This window comes from Paraburkholderia sp. SOS3, from assembly GCF_001922345.1.
Classification (GTDB): domain Bacteria; phylum Pseudomonadota; class Gammaproteobacteria; order Burkholderiales; family Burkholderiaceae; genus Paraburkholderia.
Genome location: NZ_CP018811.1, coordinates 2210740 through 2234601, shown reverse-complemented (window position 1 = coordinate 2234601; position 23862 = coordinate 2210740). Strand labels below are relative to the sequence as shown.

Here is a 23862-nt window from a genome sequence, read left to right as displayed (position 1 = left end):
GCACAATTTGCCGTGCGGCGCAGCATGCGCCCGGTGCGGCAGTGCCCGCGACAGGCGCTACGGCCGCGCCGCGGGACTGCGGGGCTGCGAACCGGAGCGCGAACCGGGCAAGATAGAAAGATCGTCCTATTAAGCACGCAGCCAAAATGCGACAGTCGCGGGACAGCGTGACGTCAAATCAAGGAGTTCGCCGTGCCAAGACCATCGGAAAGTGGTTCGCTGACCTACCGACGCTTTACCCCCGACGACATTGCCGCCGCCCATGGCCTGTCGACGGCCGTGAACTGGCCGCACCGGCCCGAAGACTGGCGCTTTGCCGCGGACGCCGGCAGCGGCTTCGTCGCGGAGCAGGCCGGTGTCGCGATCGGCACGGCGCTGTGCTGGAAGTTCGGAGCGGACCGCGCGACCCTCGGCATGGTGATCGTGGCGCCGGAGCACCAGGGGCGCGGGATCGGCGCGAAGTTGATGCAACTGATACTCGAAGAAACCGGCAGCCGCGTCACCTTCCTGCATGCCACCCCGGCGGGTCAGCCGTTGTACGAAAAGCTCGGCTTCCGGGCTTGCGGCGCGCTCGATCAGCACCAGGGCGCGGTGTTCCAGCCGCCGCTCGTCTCGCTGCCGGCCGGCGAACGCCTGCGCCCGCTCGGCATCAACGACACGCCGCGACTGATCGCGCTGGCCTCGCGTGCGACCGGGCTCGAGCGGGACGCCGTGCTAACCGCGTTGAGGCAAAGCGCGGATGGCATTGCGCTCGATCGCGACGGCGAACTGCTCGGCTTCTCGCTGTTCCGACGCTTCGGGCGCGGATATGCGATCGGACCGGTGATCGCAGCCGACTCCCCGGATTCGAGCCGCGCGAAGGCGTTGATCCACCACTGGCTGGCGCTCAATGAAGGCGCGTTCATACGCATCGACGTGCCGGCTGGCAGCGGACTCAACGACTGGCTCATCGGACTCGGCATTCCGCGCGTCGATACGGTGGTGAAGATGGTCCGCAATGACGATCCAGGCCGTCACGAACGCGCACCGGACGCACACTTCCGCCAGTTCGGCATTATCAACCAGGCCATGATGTAGGCACGCTTCGCCTATGACTTTCCTCTACAAAGCCGATCCGGTTCGCGGCGCGCAATGGGCCGCGCGCTTCGCGCAGCTCGCACCGGAACTGCCGTTCCGCATCTGGCCCGATGTCGGCGATCCGGCCGCCATCCGTTACCTCGCCGCCTGGCAACCGGACGATCTCGCGCGAACGCTACCGAATCTCGAGATCGTGTTCTCGGTGGCCGCTGGCGTCGACCAGTTCGACCTGACAGGTGTGCCGGCGCATCTGCCCGTCGTACGGATGATGGAGCCGGGAATTGTCGACGGCATGGTCGAATACGTGACCGAAGCCGTGCTCGCCGTTCATCGCGATCTGTTCGACTATGCGCTGCAGCAGCGCGAGCGCATCTGGAAGCCGTTGCCGGTGCGCACTGCCGAAACGCGCCGGGTCGGCGTACTCGGGGTCGGTATGCTCGGCACCGCGGTGCTCGAGCGATTACGCCTGTTCGGCTTTGCATGCGCGGGCTGGAGCCGCTCGCCGCGCGAGATCGATGGCGTGCCATGCTTTGCCGGCGAGGCCACGCTCGACACGTTTCTCGCCCGCTCCGATGTGCTGGTCTGCCTGTTGCCGCTGACCGGCGCAACCCGCGGCCTGCTCGGCAAACGCGTGTTCGACGCATTGCCTGCGGGAGCCTCGCTGGTTCATGTCGGCCGCGGTCCGCAACTCGTGACGACCGATCTGCTCGAAGCACTCGAGAGCGGCCAGCTGCGCAATGCCGTGCTCGATGTCACCGATCCCGAACCGCTGCCCGCCAGTCATGCGCTGTGGGACCACCCGCGCGTGCGCATCACCCCGCACGTCGCAAGCGCGACAAAGCCCGATACGGCGGTCGATGCCGTACTCGACAATCTGCGCCGCTATCGCGCCGGCGAACCGATGCAAGGCGCGATCGACCGCGCGCGCGGTTATTGAGTATCGCCGGTCGGAGCTCAACGATAACGCGCGTGATTCAGGTGCCGACTGAAGTGCCGACTGAAGTGCCGTCGTCCAGGCAGGCTTTTAAGCGCATGCAGCACAAAATGCTGCGCGTGGGGTTCAAAACGCGGCGCCTGCGCTTTTTCAAACGTTTTTTGACGACTCGGCCGACAGCGGTGAATGGGTAGTATGGGTTCGTCAACAGTCCACCCCGCGACGAGATACCCACCATGTCGAATCAATCGCTCATCGAAGCCGACCGCAAGCACCTGATCCATCCTGTCATCAACTACCGCGCGCACGAAGCGCGCGGCGTCACCGTGCTCGAATCCGGACATGGCGCTTTCCTGCGCGATATCGACGGTAACGAGTTGCTGGACGCGTTCTCCGGGCTCTGGTGCGTCAACACCGGCTATGGCCAGCAAAGCATCGTCAAGGCAGCCACCGAACAGATGGCGCGCCTGCCCTATGCGACCGGCTATTTCCACTTCGGATCGGAGCCCGCGATCGAGCTCGCCGAAAAGCTCGTGTCGCTCGCCCCGGCTTCATTGCAGCATGTGTATTTCACGCTGGGCGGCTCGGATGCGGTGGACTCGGCGATCCGTTTCATCACGCATTACTACAATGCAACCGGCCGCCCGACGAGGAAGCACATGCTCGCGCTGCAACGCGGCTATCACGGCTCGTCATCGGTAGGCGCCGGGTTGACGGCATTGCCCGCGTTCCATCATCACTTCGATCTGCCGCTGCCGCATCAGCATCATTTACCGTCGCCGTATGCTTACCGTCAACCGGACGGCAGCGATTCGCAGGCGTTGATCGCCTCTTGCGTGGCGGCACTCGAAGCGAAGGTTGCCGAGCTCGGTGTGGACAATGTCGCCGCCTTCTTCTGTGAGCCGATTCAGGGTTCGGGCGGCGTAATCGTACCGCCGGCCGGCTGGCTCAAGGCCATGCGCGACGCGTGCCGTCGTCTCGACATCCTGTTCGTCGCCGACGAGGTCATTACCGGTTTCGGCCGCACCGGCCCGCTCTTCGCGTGCGAGGGCGAGCAGGTGGAGCCCGATCTGATGACCGTCGCGAAAGGCCTGACCGCAGGTTACGCGCCAATGGGTGCGGTATTGATGTCGGACGCGATTTATCAGGGGATTGCCGGCGACGCCGACGGCACTGCGACCGTCGGTCACGGTCACACGTACTCGGCGCATCCGGTCAGCGCGGCGATCGCACTCGAGGTCATGCGCCTCTATCACGAAGGCGGTCTGCTCGCGAACGGCCAGGCCATGGCGCCGCATTTCGCCGCCGGCCTCGACGCGCTGCTCGAGCATCCGCTCGTCGGCGATTCGCGGCATCGCGGTCTGCTCGGCGCGCTCGAACTCGTGTCGGACAAGGACAGCAAGCAGGGTTTCGATGCGTCTCTGAAGCTGTCCGAACGCATTGCGGCAGCGGCATATCGAAACCGCATCGTGTTCCGTGCATTCGGCGACAACATTCTCGGCTTTGCGCCTGCGCTCTGCTATTCGGAAGCCGAATTTGCGCTCCTCTTCAAACGTTTGAAGCACACGCTCGACGACGTGCTGAACGACGCTGAAGTCCGCGCCGCGCTTCGGGGAGCAAGCCGCGCAGCCGCATAACTTCGTGATAACATCGCCGTGCCCGATGAGAATAATTTTCCGATCGTTAGACAGAATTAAAGCCATGAGCAGCGACTGCAAACTCGACCGGATTGATCTGCGTATTCTTTCGCAACTGCAAAAGAAAGGCCGCATTACGAACGTCGAGCTTGCCGACGCGGTGGGACTGTCACCGAGTCCATGCCTGATCCGCGTCAAACGATTGGAAAAAGCCGGTTATATCGTCGGTTACGGTGCGCAGATCCAGCTCGAAAAGCTCGGCGACGTGCAAATCGTATTCACTGAAGTGACGCTCGCCGATCACCGTCGCGAAGACTTCATCGAGTTCGTGGCGGCGATTCGCGATATCGACGAAATCGTCGAATGTCATCTGGCCAGCGGCGGTTACGACTACCTGCTGAAGTTCGTCACGCGCAGCGTCGGTCACTATCAGAGCATTGTCGAAGGTCTGCTCGAACGCGATATTGGCATCGAAAAATACTTCAGCTACGTCATCATCAAGACGCCCTTCATCAAGACGCATTACCCGCTCGAAACACTGTTCTCGCCGAATCATCATTGAGCACTCGTTCCGAGTGCTTGACGCACGCATTCACGCGGCTCGCGCGAGAGGTAATGGCGCCCCGTTCCGCTTTCTCCCTTCAGATTCTTTCATTTCGCTCACGACACGCAGATGGCCTCCGCATTCTGTTCGTGTGCGTTTTTCAGAATGCATGCTGTGTCAGCGGGTCAAATGCAGATTTTTATGCGGTGAACACCCACATAGAATGAGTCTCGTCGTTTAGCGCGTGCCATGCAGGCATGCTCAATGAGGAGAAACTCGCTATGACTCGCAGTTATCGCATCGCTGTCATTCCCGGCGACGGCATTGGCGTGGAAGTGATGCCGGAAGGCCTGCGCGTACTCGATGCGGCCTGCCAGCGATTCGGCATCGAGATCCACTATCGGCACATCGAATGGGCCAGCTGCGACTACTACGCGCAACACGGCCAGATGATGCCCGACGACTGGAAGGCGCAACTCGAAGGCTGCGACGCGATTCTGTTCGGCGCAGTGGGCTGGCCCGACAAGGTACCCGACCACGTTTCCCTTTGGGGCTCGCTGCTCAAGTTCCGCCGCGAGTTCGACCAGTACATCAATCTGCGCCCTGCCCGTCTGTTCGACGGCGTGCCCTCGCCGCTCGCGGGCCGCAAACCCGGCGACATCGATTTCATGATCGTGCGCGAGAATACCGAAGGCGAATATTCGTCGGTGGGCGGCACGATGTACGAAGGCACGGAACGCGAAATCGTCATGCAGCAAGCGATTTTCTCGCGCCGCGGCACCGAGCGCGCACTGAAATTCGCGTTCGATCTGGCCGCGCGCCGTCAGAAGAAGATCACGGTCGCAACCAAGAGCAATGGCATTTCGATCAGCATGCCGTGGTGGGATGCGCGCGCCGCCGAGATGGCCGCGCACTATCCCGATGTCGTGTGGGACAAGCAGCATATCGACATCCTGTGTGCGCGCTTCGTGTTGAACCCCGATCGCTTCGATGTGGTCGTCGCGTCCAATCTGTTCGGCGACATCCTGTCGGATCTCGGCCCTGCCTGCACGGGCACGATCGGCATTGCGCCGTCGGGCAACCTGAATCCGGAGCGCCGCTTCCCTTCGCTGTTCGAACCGGTCCATGGATCCGCGCCCGATATCGCCGGCAAGGGTATTGCCAATCCGGTCGCGATGATCTGGTCGGCGGCGATGATGCTCGATTTCCTCGGCAACGGCGAAGGCGCCGAGCGCGTCGCGCACGATGCGATGCTGGAAGCCATCGTGCAGGTGCTCAAAGAAGGCCCGCATACGGGTGATCTCGGCGGCAAGGCCTCGACGCGCGAAGTCGGCATGGCAGTCGCCGCGCAACTCGCGAAGCGCGCCGGCGCAGCGGACATCGATCGATATCGCGATTGAAAGTGGAGTCGATCATGACACTCGAAGAGCAAGCCACCGCGTTGATGCGCGCGGACAATTTCATCGGCGGCCAATGGTTGCCCGCGCAAAGCGGCCGACGCTTCCCGGTCACCAATCCCGCGACCGGCAAGCCGATCGTCGAGGTGGCCGATAGCGGCGCCGCCGACGCGCGCGCCGCCACCAATGCCGCCGCCCGCGCCCTGCCGCAATGGCGTGCACGTCTGCCGAAAGAGCGCGCTGCGGTGCTGCATCGCTGGCACGCGCTGATCGTCGAACATCAGGACGCGCTTGCCGCGCTGATCTCGCTCGAACAGGGCAAACCGCTCGCCGAAGCGCGCGGTGAAGTCGGCTATGGCGCATCGTACGTCGCGTGGTTCGCCGATGAAGCGACACGCATTTACGGCGACCTGATTCCACAGCAGCAACGCGGTAAGCGCATGAGCGTAGTGAAGGAGCCGATCGGCATCGTCGCGGCCATTACACCGTGGAATTTCCCGCTCGCGATGATCGCGCGCAAGATCGCCCCCGCGCTCGCAGCCGGCTGCACCGTCGTCGCCAAGCCGGCCGAGGACACGCCGCTTACGGCGCTCGCCCTCGTTCATCTCGCGCACGAGGCCGGCGTGCCAGATGGGGCGCTGAACCTGATTGTGGCCTCCCGGAAATCGACGCTCGAGGCCGTGGCGGACTGGCTCGCCGACGGCCGCGTGCGCAAGATCACCTTCACCGGCTCGACGCCCGTCGGCAAGTACCTGGCGCGTGAAGCGGCGGGAACGCTGAAGAAGCTGTCGCTGGAACTCGGTGGCAACGCACCGTTCATCGTGTTCGACGACGCAGACCTCGATGCCGCGGTCACGGGCTTGCTCGCCGCCAAATTCCGCAACGGCGGGCAGACGTGTGTGTGCCCGAACCGCGTGTACGTGCAGTCCGGTGTCTATGAACGCTTTGCGCAGATGCTGTGCGAACGCGTTGCCGCGCTGCGCGTCGGTCCCGCCAGCAATCCGGCGTCGCAGATCGGTCCGATGATCAATGCGCGTGCCGTCGACAAGATCGCGCGCCACGTCGACGATGCCGTCGCGCACGGCGCAACCGTGTTGACCGGCGGTAAACGCCTTGCCGAACTCGGCCCGAACTATTTTGCGCCAACCGTGCTCGGCGACGCCGATTCGACGATGGCGTTGTGCTGCGAGGAGACCTTCGGCCCGGTTGCTCCGCTGTTCCGTTTCGATACCGAGCAGCAGGCCATCGACGCATCGAACGACACGCCGTTCGGCCTCGCGTCGTATTTCTACAGTCAGGATCTGCGCCGTATCGAGCGCATGTCGCGCTCACTCGAGGCAGGCATCGTCGGGATCAATGAAGGAGCGCTCGCATCCGAAGCGGCGCCATTCGGCGGCGTCAAGGAATCGGGCTACGGCCGGGAAGGCTCCAGATACGGCCTCGACGATTATCTGTCGATCAAATATCTGTGCCAGGGCGGACTGGAATAAGTGTCGACCCCTAATCAATACAGACAGGATGATGTCTCATGAAAGTACAGCAGATCAAACAGGCGATCGAACTCGGCGGGCTTGAAGACTGGGGCACCGCCGCTCTTCCAGATCAGGAAGGGGTGCGCCTATCGGGCAAGCAATACGTGATTGCAGGCAGCGAGGCAGTCGATACCGGCGTGTTCGAATGCTCGCCCGGCACCTATCGGCGCGTGGTCCAACAGGCGGAAGTGATGCATCTGCTGTCCGGCTCGGGGTCGTTCACCCCAGACGGAGAAAGCGCCATCCACTTTCGCGGCGGCGATACGCTGTTTTTCGAGGCCAATACCGAAGGCGTGTGGCAAGTCGACGAAACGATGCGCAAGATCTACGTCATTCTCTGACGGCGGCGGGGCAACGGACCTCTGCAGACCACCGCAGAGGTTTCTGAATTACGCCCACCCGATCATCAACGGATCGCCCAGACCCGCGTGGATAAAGGGTTTGGTTGTGATCGGAAAAAGCCTTTACCGTCGCTTTTACCGTTAGAAAAACACGCCCTTTTGCTGGCGCGGGTTTGCGCGGCATCGGCTCATCATCAATCAGCTTCGATCATACCGGACTGGCTACCGCAGTTCAGCTGCTTGACGTCGATGCCGTCCGACAGGCCCCACGTTATCTTATCGACTTGGTACCCGCCGAATTCCTACATCACGGGAATGAAGGAAACCGCGTCGACGAGAGATGGTGCGGGAAGCCGCTTGTATTGCCGAAGCAATCTCGTCTTCGCTGCGTCCGCCATTGGAAACGCTCCGCCAGCACTTTGTCGAGATGGTGATGTCCGCCGATGCACCACAGACATGTGATTTCATGATTTCAGTACATAACCATCCTCTCGCAATCTGATCGTCGCGCTATGAATTTGAAGGTAGTTCGGCATCGATTCCGGTCAGTTGAACCGATACATCCCACAGTCGTCTTGCGAGTTCCGGATTTCGCGCGTCCTGAGACGGAGTGCATTCGCCAGAGGGGCCTCGCAATCCGGAAATTTTCGTCGGTCCGTAATAGCCGCCGGACTTTATTTGTCCGGTCGCCGCTTGCAATGCACCCCACGCGCCCTGAGCCGGCGTGTTGAAACACAGGCCGATCAATGACATGGCGATGTTGCCCCACCAGCTATCGCGCGCAAGGCTGGTTCCAGCAAGACCCGGATGGCAGGCTACCGCCGTAACAGGTGTGCCCGCCGCTCGCAGTCGCCTATCCAACTCAAAGATAAAAAGCAGATTCGCGAGCTTGCTGGCTGCATAGCGAGGCATCCATTTGTAGCTCTTCTCCGCATTAAGATCGTCCCACTCGATCTTCGCGTCCTTGTGCAGACCGCTGCTCGTGACAACGATGCGCGACCCGGATGTTTCCGTGAGCTTGGGCAACATGAGCGCAGTGAGCGCAAAGCTACCAAGATGATTGACGCCGAACGTCAGTTCGAAGCCTTGTGCCGTGTGCTTTAACTTCGGCCCTTGCACGCCCGCATTATTGATGAGCGCGTCGATGCGCGCTTCCTTTTCGGCCAGTTTTGCTGCGTTGCGCACGCTCGCCAGGTCTGCGAGGTCAAGCGGCAGGAATGCGAGATTCGCTTCAAGGGTCTTCAGACGAATCCGGCTAATAGCAGCTTCCGCTTTTGCCTCATCGCGGCACCCGATAAGCACCCTGCCTCGCCGCGCCGCCAGCGCACTCGCTATTTCAAAGCCTATGCCGGTATTGGCGCCGGTGACGATAAAGGTCTTTCCCGATTGATCGGGTACATCGGCATTAGTGAATCCGCTCATGGCGTAAACCTTGTCGAGACGTTCCTGCGTCAATGATTAGCGATGCCTGGTGCGGCACGCACGAACTTCCTGTCGGTCATCTGGTCAACCAGGAACTTCGCAAGATTGCCTCTGGAGAGCTTCATGCTGAGTTTGGCCTTTCCATACCAACCGACATCCACATCGCCATAGGCAGGGCCATCCTTCAGGTTCGGAATGCGTACCAGTGTCCAGTCCAAGTCGGAATTGGCGACCAATTCGCCAGTCGCCTTGATGTCCTCATATCCCTTGCGCGCGATAACCTTGAACAACAGCGCGAACGCATGGGGTTTGAACGCAAAGCCATCCTTGGGATCGCGATAGGCAGCCGTAGAAATCTGGATAAGACGGCGCACGCCTGCGTGCTTCATCGCGGCGATGATGTTGGTCAAGCCGTGCATGATAGGCTTATCGCCCTGCGCCTTGAGACTGTTGGGACCAAGGGCGCTAATGACTGCATCGGCACCTTGGACGCACTTCGCAATGGCACTCTGGTCTTGCAGGTTGCCGACAACGATCTCTACCTTTCCCGCGAACGACTCGAGTTTCCTTGCGTCGCGCGTATAGACCGACAGGTTGTAGCCCTGCTTCAAAGCTTCCTCGATGATGTGCGTTCCGGTCGGCCCGGTCGCACCGAACAGCGCGATGGTTTTTTCCCCGGCCATGAGGTCACGCAGCCTCCGCCAGCAAGGCTTTGATGGCCGTTTCGGCGTTGGCGATGGCGGCCTTCACCGCATCGGTGCCTAAAACAGTACCTTCGACACGCACCACTTCAACGTCGGTCAGGCCGATGAAACCAAGCAGGTGCAGCAGATAGTTGGTCTGAAAGTCGAACGATGCCCAGGCGCCTTCCGAGAACACACCTCCCGCGGCGGTCACGAGATAGACCTTCTTGCCGGTCAGCAACCCTGTCGGACCGGTGTCGCCATAGCCGAAAGTGACGCGTGGCCAGGTGACGTGATCGAACCACGCCTTGAGCTGTGAGGGCAGGCCGAAGTTGATCATGCCCGAACCGAGCACGATCACATTGGCGACCTTTAACTCATCGACCAACTCTTGCGCGACCTTCACCGCCTCGCTCTGTTCCGATGTGCGATCTTCGGGCGACGTGATCCGGCCTTGGATGTAGGCGGATGTGATGTGCGGCGGCGGATTCGCGGCGAGGTCGCGCACGGTCAGCGGGCCGCCCGAGCGGGCCACGATGCCATCGGCGATTTCGGTGGCAAAACGGGTGGAAAGGCTGTCAGTCCCGCGCGGGCTGGCAGTGACAAGGAGGGTGTGGCTCATGACGGCTCCTAGGTATAAAATGAGAACTAAGTAAAATATTGATTCTGACTTACCGATTTATACGAAGGATGGTATGGTTCCTGCCGATTCCCCACAAGAAGGCACACGCATGTCACCTGGTCACATCGAGCTACCTGCCGATATGCCTGCACCCGACGCTGGCGGCTGTCTGGCGACCCGTGAAATCCTGGATCGCATCGGCGACAAGTGGAGCCTCTACATTGTCGCCATGCTGGCTAATGGCCCACGGCGCTTCAACGAGCTGAAGCGCAGCATCGACGGCATTTCCCAGCGGATGCTGACGTTGACCTTGCGCGGGCTGGAGCGCGATGGACTGATAACGCGAACGATGTTTCCGACCATTCCTCCGCGCGTTGACTACGAACTCACGGACATGGGAAAAACGCTGCTGGAGCCGGTCATGGCTCTGGTCAACTGGGCAAACAGGAACCAACTCGCCATTGCCGAAGCGCATAAACGTTTTGACGAGGAACCAGAGCCGGATCAGGTCTCGATTCAGGGCGTTGTCTACCAGCGTCGATAGGCGAGCGGTCTGTGTATCGGCTCGCCTAGGCGCACAGAGAGGCCGATGCTTTGCTCAACAGAGGTTAGCCATAGGCACGGGTACAGGGTATGCGGTCAATTAATGACACCCTCGTAGCGACCGACGATATATGAGAAAAGGGTGTCCACCTAGATAGGTGGACACCCATGACTGACAATCACTCAGAGTTAAGAGTAGTACGGCAGAACCGGGATGGACGTCGCCGATACGACGAGAACGCAAAGCGCGCGCTGGTCGAAGCCGCGTTGAGTTCCGGTACATCAGTGGCGCGACTCGCCCTGGAGCACGGGATCAATGCGAACCTGCTGCGCAAATGGATGACGAAGTACCTCATGCAGCGCGACAATGCTGCGCCATCGTCGCCTCAGTCGGGCCGCGTGGAGTCGGGATCATCAGCCACGATTGAGATGGCCGAGCCAGTTAAGGTAGAGGTCCCGCATGCGTCGATGCAAAAGCCATCGGCAGAAAGAGCACGACATGCATTTGTTCCCGTTGTTACTACGGCACCGGCACCGCCGACTGTTCCTTGCGTACCCCGAGCATCCTCGCAGTCGATGACCGTCGCGTTACACGTGCGGTTGACCAACGGCGTCGAGTTCGACCTGGGGGAAGCGAACGTCGAAGAACTGACGGCAATCGTCCAGATGCTCGGGAGGCTGCCGTGTTCCGGTTCGACGAAGGGCTGAAGGTCTACCTGCATCGTGATCCGGTCGACTTCCGCGTGGGCATCAATGGACTGTCGATCCTGGTTGAACAGGCGATGCGCCTGAACCCAATGACATCGGCTCTATTCGTGTTCGGCAACCGGCGTCGTGACCGTATCAAGATTCTCGGCTGGGGCGGGAATGGATTCTGGCTGCTCCTCAAGCGGCTCGAGGCCGACCGCTTCATATGGCCAGATGGAAGCGACACGGTCACACTCAGCGTCGAGCAACTCCACTGGTTACTCGACGGCATTGACCTTGCCGTTATCCAGAAGCATCCCCGACGTTATTACGAACGGATCAGCTGAACGTGCGCCGCGGCAGTACGGTCTAACAGACCATGCCAAACGATGTCACGCTGAGTGCCGAGGAGTATCAGGCGCTGCTCGCCGAGCGCGATGCGTTGCGTGGCGAACTGCGATTGGTCACAGCCGAGCGGGATCTGGCGGAGGAACGGCTACGCGCCTACAGGCATGAACTGTTCGGAGCATCAAGCGAAGCACGCGATGCTGACCAGCTCGGCCTGTTCAACGAAGCGGAGTCCCTGGCGTCAGGCGCAGCCGTGCAGGCCCGCGAGGACGAACCCTCCACACGGGTCGCAGGGCATAGCCGTAGTAAGCGCGGTCGCAAACCGCTTGATGCAGGCCTGTCTCGCGAAGTTGTTCGGCACGAGCTGCCACAATCGGAGCGGTTCTGCGCACACGACGGTCATGCGCTCATCGAGATCGGCATCGAGACAAGTGAGCAGCTCGACGTGGTTCCCGAGCAGGTACGCGTCATTCAGCATCAGCGCGTCAAATACGCATGCCCCTGCTGCGATCTGGGTATCAAGGTCACGCCAGCGCCGGCACGGATCATCCCGCGCGGGCTACTCACGGAATCGGCACTGGCGTGGATCATCACCGGCAAGTATCAGTACGGCATGCCACTGTACCGGCAGGCGACGCTGTTACGTCGCTTTGGTGGCGACATCTCGTCGAATACGCTGGCTGCCAGCGTGGTGCGCGTAGGGCAAGCTGTGCAGCCGGTCATCAACCTGATGCGTGACGTGCTGCTCGAATCTGAGCTCATCCATGGAGATGAGACGACCTTCCAGGTGCTGAAGGAACCGGGACGACGACCACAGGCGAAGAGTTATTTGTGGGCGCAGGTCAACGGCTCGGGACCGCCCGTGCGGATGTTCTCGTACTCTCCGGGACGAGGTGCACAGCACGCGCAGCGGCTCTATGCTGGCGTGAAGCCCGGCACCGTGCTGATGACCGATGGTTACGAGCTGTACAACGGCATCGCGCACGATCACCAGCTTGTGCATCTCGGATGCTGGGCGCATGTGCGTCGCGGCTTCATCAAGGCAGAAGAGAACGTGCCGAAGGCGGCTCGCACACGAGACCTGCTGGCTACGCGGTTCATCGTGCTGATCGGCAAGCTGTTCGCCGCCGAGGCGCGCAGCACAAAGTGGAAGCCTGAACGTCGGCAGCGGCTACGTGCTCGATATAGCGCCCGCGTGCTTGCCATCATCGAACGCATGATGATTGAGCATCTGCTGACCGTCATGCCGTCGAGTCTGCTCGGCAGAGCTCTGCAATACATGAGTGGGCAGTGGCCCAAGCTGGTCCGTTACATCGACGATGGAAGCTGGCCGATCTCAAACAACCTGTGTGAGAACGCGATCAGGCCATTCGTCATTGGCCGCAAGGGCTGGTTGTTCTCGGACACCGTCGCCGGCGCGCAGGCCAGTGCAAATCTCTACTCGCTCGTCGAGACCTGCAAGGCGAACGGCATCGATGCGTACCGTTATCTCGCCTGGCTGTTCATGAAACTGCCGCTCGCTGAAACGGCCGACGACTACGCCGCGCTCTTGCCCTGGAGCGAGCCTGTCCATCGACGGTCGCAAACTCTCGCTGCCGGGGAGTCATCTCAATCGACTGTGTCGTTGCTGCCATAGACGCAGCAGTTCTCCCTGCTGGCCAGGTTGCGTTTCGAACTGCGCAACACCTTCGGGAATGGAGAACCACGACTGCTTGCTCCGTACGTAGAGGTGTGCGACGGGCTCAAACTCGCTCTGATTGAGCAGGACGCCGGGTCTCAGGACGGCTATGTCGGGCTTATCTGCAGGCTCTGCCCACAATCGGGTATCACATCGCTCGCATAGCTTGCTGCGCCGTTGCTTTCCATTGCCCAGATCGAAGACCCGAAGGGCTGGCACACCGTCAATGACTTTGATGTCAGATCGACGAACCCACATTACAGGCAATGCTGCGCCGCCCGTTCTGCGCTGACAGTCTGTGCAATGACAGACATAAAACGTTAACGGATCGGCGAGAAGCTCGAATCTGATCTGTCCACACAGACAGGTACCGAGATAGGGTGCCGGCATCGTGACTTGCTCCCATGACTGACTTGCCAGAACGCTTTGACCTGCTACCGGTCTGCCGCATTCTGAAGGTCATCGGCGACACACGCAACCACCCTACCAGCGCATTGGGCGTTCCGATCGAGAGGCGTCGTTAAATGACCGGATACGGTACAGGAGCTGATGCTGGCGTTCAACAAGGCCGTCATCGAACGCGCGATGGGCGCGGAGATGAATCTGCATCCGGGGTATCCACCGGGCCGGTCCGAATCAGTGTCGCCCGACTTCATCAGCTCGGTCCGACGCTGCACGCTTGCGCGGCCGGCTCAAGCGCGGGCGATGTACCTTTGGGAACGGCTTTGCGTGCGTCCAGGAGTAGTTCACGCGCCATCGCAAGCGAGATACCGTCAGGGCCATAGCGCCCTATGGGTTAGTGTTTCCTCGAAGGACGTCAATTCACTCCCACTCGATTGTCAACCCAACGGCTGCAACCTTATCTGGACAAGGATGCAACTAGTTCATATGGCGACGATACCGCCAACGATACCGAAAAATACCACCGGCACTTACTGCCGCTCCGCGGACCGCAACGGAGATTCAGTACCAACTCTGCTAAAGCGGCCTCGAAGAGGAAGTACCTCGAGACAATTGGTGTTGGCAATACCGTCATCGATTCCGTCAAACATTTTCCAACCCAATCCGACTAAAGCCAGCCAGCGCCAGGACTCCAATTCACGTAGTTTGATCACAGGCGGGTTTCTCATTGTGGCTGTACAGGGCCAGCCCATAAGGGATTGCTCAATGTGGCGACGTACAGTTACAGATCTACCCCGCAGAACGGCAAAACACGGCGAGCCGGTCCGCAAGAAGCGACGCGCTCAAGCCCTCGCCTTCAGAGAAGTAACCGAACGCGATGTCGCGAAACGCAACGCTCGCGGTACCACAACCGCACGATGACTTGCTTCTGCTCAGTGTATGACTTCATGTCCGGCCACCGCAAGACACGGTCAAACCAATACACATAATCAAGGTTTGGTGCCTGAGAGACATCCATTTAGTACTTTCATCAAGTCTTCCGATCGCGACGTCTGACATGTCCAAATCACCTCGACGCGCCATCCCATCTTGGTCAAACGATCAACCGTCGCGGCATCCCTATTAACGTTCTTCTCGAACTTCCGCTTCCAGAATTCCACGTTGGTTGACGGCGTGCTTGCCCGCTTACAACCCGCGTGGCGATGCCAGAAACACCCATGGACGAAGATACAAAGCTTGTACTTCGGCAATACGATATCGGGCGTTCCGGGCAAATCACTCCGATGCAATCGGAACCGATACCCGAGGCGATGCAACGCACGCCGCACCAAAATCTCGGGGAGAGTGTCCTTGTTGGAAACAGCGGCCATATTCCTTGATCGCTGGTCCCGGGAAACGGTGTCGATCACAGCCCGCCTAGGCAGCCGCGTTATCGCCGGTAGCGACTGTCATGACCGGCGAGTTCGCCACAGCGTCCCGACGCCTTGTAATCGTGACAGAGACAGAGCCGTGCTTCGTCGGGCAAAATGAGGAGCCTCCGAGCCGGACAATTGAGCTGACCTGCATCGCCGCCCGGAGAATCTGCTCGCGCGGTTCCGTAGTCCAGCATGAAGAGCGCGTCACTGCAAAACACGTCGTCGTCATCGCATAAGCCATGTCCGCCGGCGTGGGGCTTGGAACGTTGAGCACGGTGCATTCAAGTGTCCCGATTGTGAACAACCCACCGTCACCGAAAAGATGATTGGGCTGCGACTCATCGCACGCGGATTCCGGCTCGGCGCTAGAGATGTCGCCGAAGATTTTAGGTACGGCTATGATGGCGCGCCCGATGGCGATCCTGCCACCAACCTGCGCCTGCAAAGAAGGCGCGGCGGCGGGATGGTCCGCGTGAGCGCGAGTTGCGAGCAGCCATTCGATCGTTAGCCCCTCCGACTCGACCTGGGCAACGATAGCTGGTGCAGACCGCGTTGAGGTGCGGCTAGCGGGCGCATCGAAATCCAGCACGGAGTCAATAACCGCCGCTGTAGGTGTGACCGGATCGTGCACGACATAGCTTGCCGTGCACGGGCCCTCGTCGAAGAACCAACGTACGATCGGCGCTTTGCGCTTGGGAATTCGCGTCCCGACAATTCCGTCCGACGCGTGTTGAAGCAGCTGATCCAAGATCGATCTCCGCAGCCCGGTTGTATGTTGAAGCGTAGCGCGGTGAGGCGACTCGGTCTTGGATAAAGCTATGGCGGGATGGACAAAACGCCGATATGTGCCTGGAATGAAGCCGGCCAGACTTGAGCGACGCGGCGACGGATGCGTTAGCGGGCGCGGTTGTTTGGACGAGAATCCTTGGGCCTTCGACCCATGAGGCCACGGCACACCTGGGGGAGATGGCTTTGATCAAAAAAGCCGCAGCCGGCTGCAATGGCGCAAAGCTGGCGCCCGCGCCGCTGAGTAGCGATTTCGCGCGATCATTCCTACGCCTCAGTAGCCAGTGGTGCGGCGAGAGCCCGGCTGTCTGTCTGAAGGCTTCCGCGCATAGGCCTATCAACGACTGCCGTCGCGGCGGGATGGACGCCGGCCCTGCTCTGGATTGTAGCCGTCCTCCGTAGCACGGTAGCACGTCATAGGACGGACTGTGGTCCAACGTGAGCGTAGCAAGCATAAGTGGCTGGCTACGCGTTATCAATCGCCGACATTACGGCGCTCAGGGTAACTGGATCGGCCCACGCTACCCGCAATGCGCAGCTGGCACGAACGGGCACGGCGAAACCAGCCGCTTTACGCGGCTTGCAGGCATCCGATAACCATCCGGCTTCCCGCTAAGTTGCGGATGCCATGCCGAAAGCAAAGATTTGAAACGAGATCGTCTGACGTCACTAAAGAGGGGGCAATGTTCTGCGCGTGGCGCTGTGACCGTCCTGCGTCAATGCGGCCACAGCCGCGATCGAGGCGCTCGCATCCATGCGCCTCGATCGCGTCATATCCCTGCAGAATGACCCCGCCCGCCGAGCCGCCTGCCGAGCCGTCGCACGTTGTGCGCACTACAATGGTCCCGGGTTTCCGCCGGACGACTGCTACACAAGCGAGCCTTCGCCCTCCTCCTCCGCTGCTCGAACTTCCGCCGCGTCCGGCCGGATCTTGAACCAGATGGAGTACATCGCGGGCAGGAACACCAGCGTCAGGATCGTTCCCGCGAAGGTTCCGCCGATCAGGGTATAGGCCAGCGTCCCCCAGAACACGGAGTGGGTCAGCGGGATGAAGGCAAGCATTGCAGCGAGCGCAGTCAGGATGACCGGCCTGGACCGCTGGATAGTCGCCTCCACCACCGCATGGAAAGGCGTCATCCCATCTCGCGTATTCTGCTCGATCTGGCCTATCAGGATCAGCGTATTGCGCATCAATATGCCGGAGAGTGCGATGAGTCCCACGAGGGCGTTGATCCCGAACGGCTGATTGAACAACAGCAGTGTCGGAACCACGCCAATTAACCCCAGTGGACTGGTTGCGAACACCATCATGGTGGCGGCGATCGAGCGCGTCTGGAAAATGATGACCAGCAGCGTGAGTGCGATCATGATCGGAAACAGTGGCACGAGCGCCTTCGTCGCCTTGCTGGCTTCCTCAATCGCCCCGGCTTCCTCGATCCGGTAACCGTCGGGCAGCTTCGCGATAACCGGTTGCAGCTGCGCGAGCATCGCCGTCGAGACATCCGGAGGTTGCAGTCCTTCAGCAATGTCGCCTCGTACGGTAATAGTTGGTGTGCGATCGCGCCGACGAAGAATCGGATCTTCCATCCGGATATCGACCTTTCCAATCTGTGAGAGCGGGACACGCTGACCCGCGGCACCCACCAACGTGAACGCATTGATCCGTTCGGGGTCGAGCCGCACATCGCCAGCCGATCTCGCAACGACCTCGACTGAGCGGATGTCTTCCCGCACATGGGTGACCGGTATGCCAGTCAACAGGAACTGCAACTGCTGGGCGACCGAACTGGAGGTCAAACCGAGCGCCTGCAGACGGTCCTGATCCAGCGTGAAATGCAGGGCGGGCACGAGAGGACCCCAATCGGCATTAACCGTTCGCATCTTCGGACTTGCGCTCAGGACACGTTCAACCTGCGCGGCGATCGTACGCAACTTCGCCGGATCCGGACCCATGACGCGGAACGCTACCGGATAGGGTGAATAAGGACCGAACACAAGCTGGGTGATGCGAACCTGCGCTCCGGGCGCGAGCCCTTCGGCAACTGCCTTGCGCAAGCGTAACTTGAGTGCCTCCCTCTGCTCCTCGTCATTCGTGAGTATCACGATTTTTGCGAACGACGGGTCGGGCAATTCGGGAGACATCGCCAGATAGAAGCGCGGGGCGCCCTGCCCGATATACGAGGTCACGATTTTTGCCTCGGGCTGTTTTGCAAGCCACGTCTCGACCTTCGCTGTTGCCGCCGAGGTTTGCTCGATAGACGTGCCGTAGGGCATCTGCACCTCCACGAGGACTTCCGGTCGGTCGGAGGTCGGGAAGAATTGCTGCTTTACGATGCCCATTCCCATCACCGCAACCACGAACGATGCGATCACGATGCCCGCGACAACCCACTTGCGTTGCACCACGCGCATCAGGAAGCGGCGAAAACGTTGGTAATTGGGGGTGTTGTAGATCGCCTCATGCCCGCCCTCAATTTTTGCGATGTCGGGCAAGAGTTTGACACCGAGATATGGGGTGAAGACAACAGCAACGATCCAAGAAGTGATCAGCGCGATACCCACAATCCAGAACATGTTGCTGGTATATTCGCCCGCCGTTGAGTGAGCAAAGCCATTGGGCATGAAACCGATGGCCGTGACCAGCGTACCCGAGAGCATTGGGGCCGCCGTGTGGCTCCAGGCATAGGCAGACGCCTGGACGCGACTAAACCCTTCCTCCATTTTCACCACCATCATCTCGATGGCGATGATGGCATCATCCACAAGCAATCCGAGCGCGAGAATCAGTGAGCCCAATGTGATCCGGTCGAAGCTCTTCCCGGTTGCGGCCATGACGACGAACACGCCGGCGAGTGTCAACGGCACCGCGGCCGAGACGACGATCCCTACACGCCAGCCCATGCTGGCAAAGCTCACCACCATTACGACAAGCAGTGCAACAAAAAACTTGACCATGAACTCGTCAATCGCCGAATGGATATTGACGGCCTGGTCGCTCACCTTGATCACGCTCATGCCCAGCGGCAGCCCTGCGTTAATTGAAGCCACTTCCTTGTCGAGCGCCTGGCCCAAGGTCAACCCGTTCCAGCCGTCACGCATGACAACGCCAAGCAGCAATGCAGGTTCACCGTCGTTCCGAATCTGGAAGGTAGCCGGGTCTTCATACCCGCGCTCGACGGTGGCCACGTCCGAGAGCCTGAGCGTTCGGCCATTGACGACGATCGGCGTGTCGCGAATTTTCTGCAGCTTGTCGAAGGCACCTTCAATGCGAACGAATACCTGGGAGCCGGACGTGTCGATCGATCCCGCTGGTGTCAGGACGTTCTGACCGTTCAGAGCCGCGAAGATGTCCTGTGGCGTCACGCCAAGCGTCGCGAGCCGGTCGTGCGAAAACGAGACATAAATCCGCTCTGCCTGTTCGCCAACGATGTTGACTTTTTTGACGCCCGGCACATGAAGAAGTCGCTGACGCAAACCTTCGGCGTCACGTACGAGCAGCCGTTCAGGCTGCCCTCTCGCCTTTACCGCGAACAGCGCGAACGTGACGTCAGAATATTCATCGTTCACGAGAGGACCAATGACCCCAGGAGGCAGGCTGCCAGCCTCATCGAAGAGCTTCTTGCGGGCCTGGTAAAACTGCTCGGGAACATCTGCAGGCGGTGTGCTGTCCAGCAGGGTAACCGTTGTAAATGCCAGTCCCGGGCGCGTGTAGGTTTCGGTCCTGTCGTACCAACGAAGCTCCTGCATGCGCTTTTCGAGAGGCTCGGCAACCTGGTTCTGCATTTCCTGCGCCGTGGCACCCGGCCACGCCGTAATGACCGTCATCGACTTGACGGTGAAGGGGGGATCCTCTGCCCGCCCAAGTTTTAAGAAAGCGATGATCCCGGCAACAGAAATCACGATGATCAGAAAGAGGGTAACCGAGCGCTCGCGCACGGCCAGAGCCGAGAGATTAAAGCCGCTCATCGCGTCTCTCCTTCCCGCGTGCTCGATGCCGTGGCCATGCTGTCATCAGCAAGGCGCACCTTTTCGCCGTCATGAAGCAGCTGCGCGCCAAGGGCCACTACCCGTTCGCCCTCGTGAAGGTCCCCGGTGACGGTCGCCGTCTCGTCGCCGAGCGCCGCAACGTGAACCTTATGCCAGGATGCGTGCGCCGGCGAACCTTCAATCGTCCAGACGCCTGCGCCGGTTCCCGGGTCGAACAATGCTCCTACCGGCACCTCCAGAGCGGCTTCACGCTGCCTGTTCTCACCTGCAAGATCAACCATCACCGTGGCGCCAAGCGGGGCGTTGGCAAGTGCACCGCTGAGGACATACCGGGCCTCGTATGTGCGTGTCAGGCGATCAGCAGAGTCAGAGAGTTGTCGCAGCGTCGCCGGAAGACTTTTCGTAACCGCGCCATAGAGCGACGCCTGTGCGACCGAGCCTGGAGCGGGGCGAAGGGTTTCGGGCAGTTGTACAACAGCTTCGCGCGGCCCGGCGTGCGCAAGACGCACAACAATCTGACCCGCGGCGACGACCTGACCCGGCTCGGCCAGAGTGTCCACAACTACGCCGTCCGCATCGGCCACCAGGACGGCATATCCCGACGCGTTATTCGCCAGATCGGCCTGTGCCTTTGCTGCAACGAGCTGGGCCCTGGCAGAATCTGCAGCCGCTTTGAGCTGATCGTAGGTCGACGCCGACACCGCGCCTGCGGCCACGAGATCGCGGTACCGGGCTTCGTCGGCAGCGGTCTGAGTCGCACGGGCCTGCGCCGCATTAACCAGTTCCTGCTGTGAGCGCACCTGCAGCCCCAGATCGATGGGGTCAATCCGCATCAAAGGCTGACCACGTTTTACGGTCTGCCCCGAGTCCACCATACGCTCAATCACTTTTCCCTGAACTCGGAAACCGAGATCGCTTTGAACGCGGGCACCGACCACACCCGTAAAGGAGCGACTCGCCCCCATCGCTTGCTGTACAACACGGGTGAGCACGAGCGGGGGCTCGGTGCGCGGGTCAGGGGGTTGCCGGTCACCGCATGCCGCAAGGGCAAGCGATGCCAGGCTCAGCGTGAAAACAAAGTAACGGTGCCGGAACATGAGGTCGCTCCTTGCGACTAGTGGAAGGCCTCATTTTGATTCCAGTGACCGATTCAGTCAATAGTCACAACACAAATTTCAGCGGGCTAGGCTCCTTAGCACCAGGTTTGCAAGCTGCACCGTCGCTTCGTCGGCTGAGTCGAGGTTGTATTGCAGAAGTAATGGGTTGAAATATGGTTTCATCACCAGAAAGATCGCGCTCACCACCTCGTCGAGCGGCGTCTTGCGCTCGAATTCGTCGGTTTCGCGGCCTAGAACCACGATCTTGGTTAAAAGCTGCCGGATCTGCTCCTCATATCTTTGGACTGAGGGCCAAGGCGAAGCGGCCGCAACAGCGGCGATATCGTATAGCTTGCGATCCTGGAAAAAGAGTTCACGCCCGGACGCGAGCAGCGCTTTGCACATTCGGCGGAATTTCTCAGTTGCGCTATGGGCGTCCTCGACGGAATCCGTGACTGCCGTGATGATGGCCGCAAGGCGATTCGCACAGATCACCTCGCCTATGGCCTGTTTGGAGTCAAAAAACTTATAGATGTAGGCCTTGGAAAAACCGATCTGCTTTGCCAGGTCGGAAACGGTGGTCTTTTCGTAGCCGTATCGGGTGAAGTACTCCGTCGCGGCATCGACAATCTGCGCGCGGACTTCATGCTCCGAAGGACCACGGGACGGGGGGGCGGATGTGAGGGGCGTGTTCATGTCTCAAGCTTAGACCTTCAGGGAATAGTTGACAACCGGTGACCATATTGTATATTGGTCACACTCTCACCACTTCCCGAGACGATCATGCTGCGTTCGTATCGCCCTTTTCTTCTGCTGATCAGCGCTGCCGTCCTGTCCGCCTGCACGGTGGGTCCCGACTACCGGCGACCGGATGTCCCGCTCCCTCCCGGCTACATGACGCAGCCGCCTGCCGCGAAGGCCGCGATCGCGCCCTCGGCGGATCTGTCAGCCTGGTGGGAAGGTTTCGACGATCCGCTTCTGACAAACTATGTGTCCATAGCTCTTGCGCAGAACCTTGACCTTGCCCAAGCGGTCGCACGGATTGAACAGGCACGTGCGAACGTTGGCTCCGCTACCGCGGCACTGCTTCCCTCGGCGACAGTATCAACCTCGGCAACCCGGGCCTACCAGTCGGTCGATACACCGGTGGGCCAACTGCTCAATGCAACGCCAGGTTACAAGCGCTGGGGTACCGAGTACGAGGCGAATCTGGAAGCCGGCTGGGAAATCGACATCTTTGGTGGTCTGCGCAGACAGCGCGAAGCCGCGCTCGCAGACTATTCCGCCACCCAGGCGTCGGCCGTGGCCACCCGGCTGGCCATCGCAGCCCAGACAGCGGACATCTACGTCACGATACGAGGCCTTCAGGCCCGCCTGGATATCGCGAACCGGCAGGTCAAAACACAGGAAGAGCTGCTCGCTGACGTGCAGCTCCTTTACTCGAAGGGCGTCGCCGCCGACTATCAGGTCCAGCAGGCGCAAGGCACCCTCGACCAGGTTCGCGCAACGGTGCCAGTCCTCAATGCCGGCCTCGATGCGGCGTTGAACGCGCTTGACGTGATGCTGGGCTCGCCGCCGGGTACCCACCGGGCGGAACTGCTCACGGCCGCGCCGATCCCTGCCGCGCCGTCAATCTCCGACATGGGCACCCCGGCCGATCTTCTGCAACGGCGCCCCGATCTGATCGCAGCCGAACGCCACCTTGCCGCCTCCAACGCGCGCATAGGCGCCGCGATCAGCGAGTACTATCCGACGGTATCGCTGGACGCGTTTCTCGGCAGTGCAACCGCAGCCGGAGCCGGCACGCTATTCACGGGCGGTGCCAATCAGATGGCAGGCCTCGTCGGTTTGCGCTGGCGCCTGTTCGACTTCGCGCGCATCAACGCCGACGTCAGCGCGGCGAAAGGCGCCGATGCGGAGGCCCTTGCCGCCTATCGCCAGGCCGTACTTCGCGCCACCGAGGATGTTGAAAACTCGCTCTCCTCATTGGTAAACAGAGAGTCACAGGCGGCCACCCTTTCGCATGCTGAGGCGTCGTTGTCCAAGGCGAAGGATTCCTCGATGGCGGGTTACCGAAGCGGCGCGGCAAGCTTCATCGACGTTTTGCATGCCGACGACACCCTGCTGCAGGCGTCCGACGCAAGAGCGCAGGCGCAAACCGAATCAGCTCGTGCGGCGATCGCGACGTTCAAGGCACTTGGCGGGGGCTGGAATCCGGAGCCATTCCCGGCGAAGCAGGCGCCATCAGTGGGTTCCGCCCGAAATAATGCAGTCTCGGACGGTGCATAACCACTCGAATGTGCATACGCACTTTTAGTGATAGAGATGCCTTCTAAGTTTCAACCAACCATCGATTCCAAACCCTGCGCTTGGATCTCTCCAAGCAACCACTGATGCCAATCATGAATAAGCTTCTCAAACTAACGTTTGCCACCGTAATTACGATTTCCGGGGTGACTTTTGCCCAGAGTAATGTGCCGCCAGCTCACGTCGACACGTCGGCCAAACGGGAAGCCGACCTACCCGCAGAGGAGAACGCTCATCTACTGTTGAGACATTCAACCGCATCCGCTACACAGGACGAGAAGAAGTTGCCCGAACAACGCACTGACATGGTTGCGAGCCCCTACTCTCCGCCGGTTTATAAAATAATCAAGTAGCGACTTTCGCCAACCGCCGTCTCCCGCGTGTCTTTCTGGGCAGGCGCGCCGCTCGCGCCGAGCCTCGGCT

At 60.5% G+C, this 23862-nt stretch carries 21 protein-coding genes; 12 read left to right on the top strand and 9 right to left on the bottom strand.

Annotated elements, in window-relative coordinates; genetic code table 11:
* Nucleotides 1-192 precede the first annotated feature (192 nt).
* From BTO02_RS10180 to BTO02_RS10150, 7 genes are all read left to right on the top strand, one after another.
* A complete protein-coding gene (locus BTO02_RS10180; RefSeq protein ID WP_075156928.1) occupies nucleotides 193-1077 on the top strand; it encodes a GNAT family N-acetyltransferase in 885 nt (294 codons plus the stop codon).
* A 13-nt stretch (nucleotides 1078-1090) separates the two neighbouring features.
* Complete coding sequence (locus tag BTO02_RS10175) at nucleotides 1091-2014, top strand: 2-hydroxyacid dehydrogenase (RefSeq protein ID WP_075156927.1); 924 nt, start codon at nucleotides 1091-1093, stop codon at nucleotides 2012-2014.
* A gap of 233 nt (nucleotides 2015-2247) precedes the next feature.
* Nucleotides 2248-3648 carry an aspartate aminotransferase family protein gene (locus tag BTO02_RS10170; RefSeq protein WP_075156926.1) on the top strand — a complete coding sequence of 467 codons (1401 nt, stop codon included), beginning with the start codon at nucleotides 2248-2250 and terminating at the stop codon, nucleotides 3646-3648.
* A gap of 64 nt (nucleotides 3649-3712) precedes the next feature.
* Complete coding sequence (locus BTO02_RS10165; RefSeq protein WP_075156925.1) at nucleotides 3713-4210, top strand: Lrp/AsnC family transcriptional regulator; 498 nt, start codon at nucleotides 3713-3715, stop codon at nucleotides 4208-4210.
* A gap of 263 nt (nucleotides 4211-4473) precedes the next feature.
* Nucleotides 4474-5592: a tartrate dehydrogenase gene (locus BTO02_RS10160; protein ID WP_075158754.1), complete on the top strand. Its 1119-nt coding sequence runs from the start codon at nucleotides 4474-4476 to the stop codon at nucleotides 5590-5592.
* Between the two features lie 14 nt (nucleotides 5593-5606).
* The gene (locus BTO02_RS10155) at nucleotides 5607-7079 is read left to right on the top strand and encodes an NAD-dependent succinate-semialdehyde dehydrogenase (RefSeq protein ID WP_075158753.1); all 1473 of its coding nucleotides are present in this window, start codon (nucleotides 5607-5609) and stop codon (nucleotides 7077-7079) included.
* A gap of 38 nt (nucleotides 7080-7117) precedes the next feature.
* Nucleotides 7118-7462, top strand: a complete 345-nt coding sequence (locus tag BTO02_RS10150) for a cupin domain-containing protein (RefSeq protein ID WP_075156924.1) — start codon at nucleotides 7118-7120, stop codon at nucleotides 7460-7462.
* 510 nt (nucleotides 7463-7972) lie between these two features.
* Here the strand turns inward: BTO02_RS10150 and BTO02_RS10145 are convergent.
* The 3 genes from BTO02_RS10145 to BTO02_RS10135 are packed head-to-tail and all read right to left on the bottom strand — an operon-like array spanning nucleotide 7973 to nucleotide 10189.
* Nucleotides 7973-8884 carry an oxidoreductase gene (locus BTO02_RS10145; protein ID WP_075158752.1) on the bottom strand — a complete coding sequence of 304 codons (912 nt, stop codon included), beginning with the start codon at nucleotides 8882-8884 and terminating at the stop codon, nucleotides 7973-7975.
* A gap of 29 nt (nucleotides 8885-8913) precedes the next feature.
* A complete protein-coding gene (locus tag BTO02_RS10140) occupies nucleotides 8914-9567 on the bottom strand; it encodes an SDR family oxidoreductase (protein WP_075156923.1) in 654 nt (217 codons plus the stop codon).
* Nucleotides 9568-9571: 4 nt separating this feature from the next.
* Nucleotides 9572-10189, bottom strand: a complete 618-nt coding sequence (locus tag BTO02_RS10135) for an FMN-dependent NADH-azoreductase (protein WP_075156922.1) — start codon at nucleotides 10187-10189, stop codon at nucleotides 9572-9574.
* 109 nt (nucleotides 10190-10298) lie between these two features.
* Here BTO02_RS10135 and BTO02_RS10130 point away from each other — a divergent pair, with 109 nt between their 5' ends.
* From BTO02_RS10130 to tnpC, 4 genes are all read left to right on the top strand, one after another.
* Nucleotides 10299-10733, top strand: coding sequence for a winged helix-turn-helix transcriptional regulator (locus tag BTO02_RS10130; RefSeq protein WP_075156921.1), 435 nt, complete (start codon nucleotides 10299-10301; stop codon nucleotides 10731-10733).
* A gap of 167 nt (nucleotides 10734-10900) precedes the next feature.
* A complete protein-coding gene (locus BTO02_RS10125) occupies nucleotides 10901-11440 on the top strand; it encodes a transposase (protein WP_075155549.1) in 540 nt (179 codons plus the stop codon).
* Nucleotides 11416-11766: an IS66 family insertion sequence element accessory protein TnpB gene (tnpB, locus tag BTO02_RS10120; protein ID WP_075155550.1), complete on the top strand. Its 351-nt coding sequence runs from the start codon at nucleotides 11416-11418 to the stop codon at nucleotides 11764-11766. Before BTO02_RS10125 ends, tnpB begins: the two co-directional genes overlap by 25 nt.
* 32 nt (nucleotides 11767-11798) lie before the next feature.
* Nucleotides 11799-13403 (top strand): IS66 family transposase, encoded by a 1605-nt coding sequence (tnpC, locus tag BTO02_RS10115; RefSeq protein ID WP_075155551.1) that lies wholly within the window; start codon nucleotides 11799-11801, stop codon nucleotides 13401-13403.
* Here the strand turns inward: tnpC and BTO02_RS10110 are convergent.
* The 6 genes from BTO02_RS10110 to BTO02_RS10080 form a co-directional block, all read right to left on the bottom strand.
* Nucleotides 13371-13835: a GFA family protein gene (locus BTO02_RS10110; RefSeq protein ID WP_075155552.1), complete on the bottom strand. Its 465-nt coding sequence runs from the start codon at nucleotides 13833-13835 to the stop codon at nucleotides 13371-13373. The genes tnpC and BTO02_RS10110 overlap by 33 nt on opposite strands.
* 1001 nt (nucleotides 13836-14836) lie before the next feature.
* Nucleotides 14837-15256 carry a very short patch repair endonuclease gene (locus tag BTO02_RS10100; protein WP_198039220.1) on the bottom strand — a complete coding sequence of 140 codons (420 nt, stop codon included), beginning with the start codon at nucleotides 15254-15256 and terminating at the stop codon, nucleotides 14837-14839.
* 7 nt (nucleotides 15257-15263) lie between these two features.
* A complete protein-coding gene (locus tag BTO02_RS10095) occupies nucleotides 15264-16010 on the bottom strand; it encodes a hypothetical protein (RefSeq protein ID WP_075156920.1) in 747 nt (248 codons plus the stop codon).
* Nucleotides 16011-16915: 905 nt separating this feature from the next.
* Nucleotides 16916-20014 carry an efflux RND transporter permease subunit gene (locus BTO02_RS10090; RefSeq protein ID WP_075156919.1) on the bottom strand — a complete coding sequence of 1033 codons (3099 nt, stop codon included), beginning with the start codon at nucleotides 20012-20014 and terminating at the stop codon, nucleotides 16916-16918.
* Nucleotides 20011-21132 carry an efflux RND transporter periplasmic adaptor subunit gene (locus BTO02_RS10085; protein WP_075156918.1) on the bottom strand — a complete coding sequence of 374 codons (1122 nt, stop codon included), beginning with the start codon at nucleotides 21130-21132 and terminating at the stop codon, nucleotides 20011-20013. The genes BTO02_RS10090 and BTO02_RS10085 overlap by 4 nt, the downstream gene beginning before the upstream one ends.
* A gap of 78 nt (nucleotides 21133-21210) precedes the next feature.
* Nucleotides 21211-21828 carry a TetR/AcrR family transcriptional regulator gene (locus tag BTO02_RS10080; protein WP_075156917.1) on the bottom strand — a complete coding sequence of 206 codons (618 nt, stop codon included), beginning with the start codon at nucleotides 21826-21828 and terminating at the stop codon, nucleotides 21211-21213.
* An 87-nt stretch (nucleotides 21829-21915) separates the two neighbouring features.
* On the opposite strand from BTO02_RS10080, the gene BTO02_RS10075 reads away from it, so the two are divergent.
* Nucleotides 21916-23421 carry an efflux transporter outer membrane subunit gene (locus BTO02_RS10075; protein ID WP_075156916.1) on the top strand — a complete coding sequence of 502 codons (1506 nt, stop codon included), beginning with the start codon at nucleotides 21916-21918 and terminating at the stop codon, nucleotides 23419-23421.
* Nucleotides 23422-23862 lie beyond the last annotated feature (441 nt).

Bases quoted from the DNA above. Each gene is read 5' to 3' on its own strand.
- BTO02_RS10085 (WP_075156918.1), bottom strand. From the start codon at position 21,132: ATGTTCCGGCACCGTTACTTTGTTTTCACGCTGAGCCTGGCATCGCTT.
- BTO02_RS10145 (WP_075158752.1), bottom strand. From the start codon at position 8,884: ATGAGCGGATTCACTAATGCCGATGTACCCGATCAATCGGGAAAGACC.
- BTO02_RS10110 (WP_075155552.1), bottom strand. From the start codon at position 13,835: ATGCCGGCACCCTATCTCGGTACCTGTCTGTGTGGACAGATCAGATTC.
- BTO02_RS10125 (WP_075155549.1), top strand. From the start codon at position 10,901: ATGACTGACAATCACTCAGAGTTAAGAGTAGTACGGCAGAACCGGGAT.
- BTO02_RS10080 (WP_075156917.1), bottom strand. From the start codon at position 21,828: ATGAACACGCCCCTCACATCCGCCCCCCCGTCCCGTGGTCCTTCGGAG.
- BTO02_RS10140 (WP_075156923.1), bottom strand. From the start codon at position 9,567: ATGGCCGGGGAAAAAACCATCGCGCTGTTCGGTGCGACCGGGCCGACC.
- BTO02_RS10150 (WP_075156924.1), top strand. From the start codon at position 7,118: ATGAAAGTACAGCAGATCAAACAGGCGATCGAACTCGGCGGGCTTGAA.
- BTO02_RS10075 (WP_075156916.1), top strand. From the start codon at position 21,916: ATGCTGCGTTCGTATCGCCCTTTTCTTCTGCTGATCAGCGCTGCCGTC.
- BTO02_RS10160 (WP_075158754.1), top strand. From the start codon at position 4,474: ATGACTCGCAGTTATCGCATCGCTGTCATTCCCGGCGACGGCATTGGC.
- BTO02_RS10135 (WP_075156922.1), bottom strand. From the start codon at position 10,189: ATGAGCCACACCCTCCTTGTCACTGCCAGCCCGCGCGGGACTGACAGC.
- BTO02_RS10155 (WP_075158753.1), top strand. From the start codon at position 5,607: ATGACACTCGAAGAGCAAGCCACCGCGTTGATGCGCGCGGACAATTTC.
- BTO02_RS10170 (WP_075156926.1), top strand. From the start codon at position 2,248: ATGTCGAATCAATCGCTCATCGAAGCCGACCGCAAGCACCTGATCCAT.
- BTO02_RS10090 (WP_075156919.1), bottom strand. From the start codon at position 20,014: ATGAGCGGCTTTAATCTCTCGGCTCTGGCCGTGCGCGAGCGCTCGGTT.
- BTO02_RS10130 (WP_075156921.1), top strand. From the start codon at position 10,299: ATGTCACCTGGTCACATCGAGCTACCTGCCGATATGCCTGCACCCGAC.
- BTO02_RS10175 (WP_075156927.1), top strand. From the start codon at position 1,091: ATGACTTTCCTCTACAAAGCCGATCCGGTTCGCGGCGCGCAATGGGCC.
- tnpC (WP_075155551.1), top strand. From the start codon at position 11,799: ATGCCAAACGATGTCACGCTGAGTGCCGAGGAGTATCAGGCGCTGCTC.
- BTO02_RS10165 (WP_075156925.1), top strand. From the start codon at position 3,713: ATGAGCAGCGACTGCAAACTCGACCGGATTGATCTGCGTATTCTTTCG.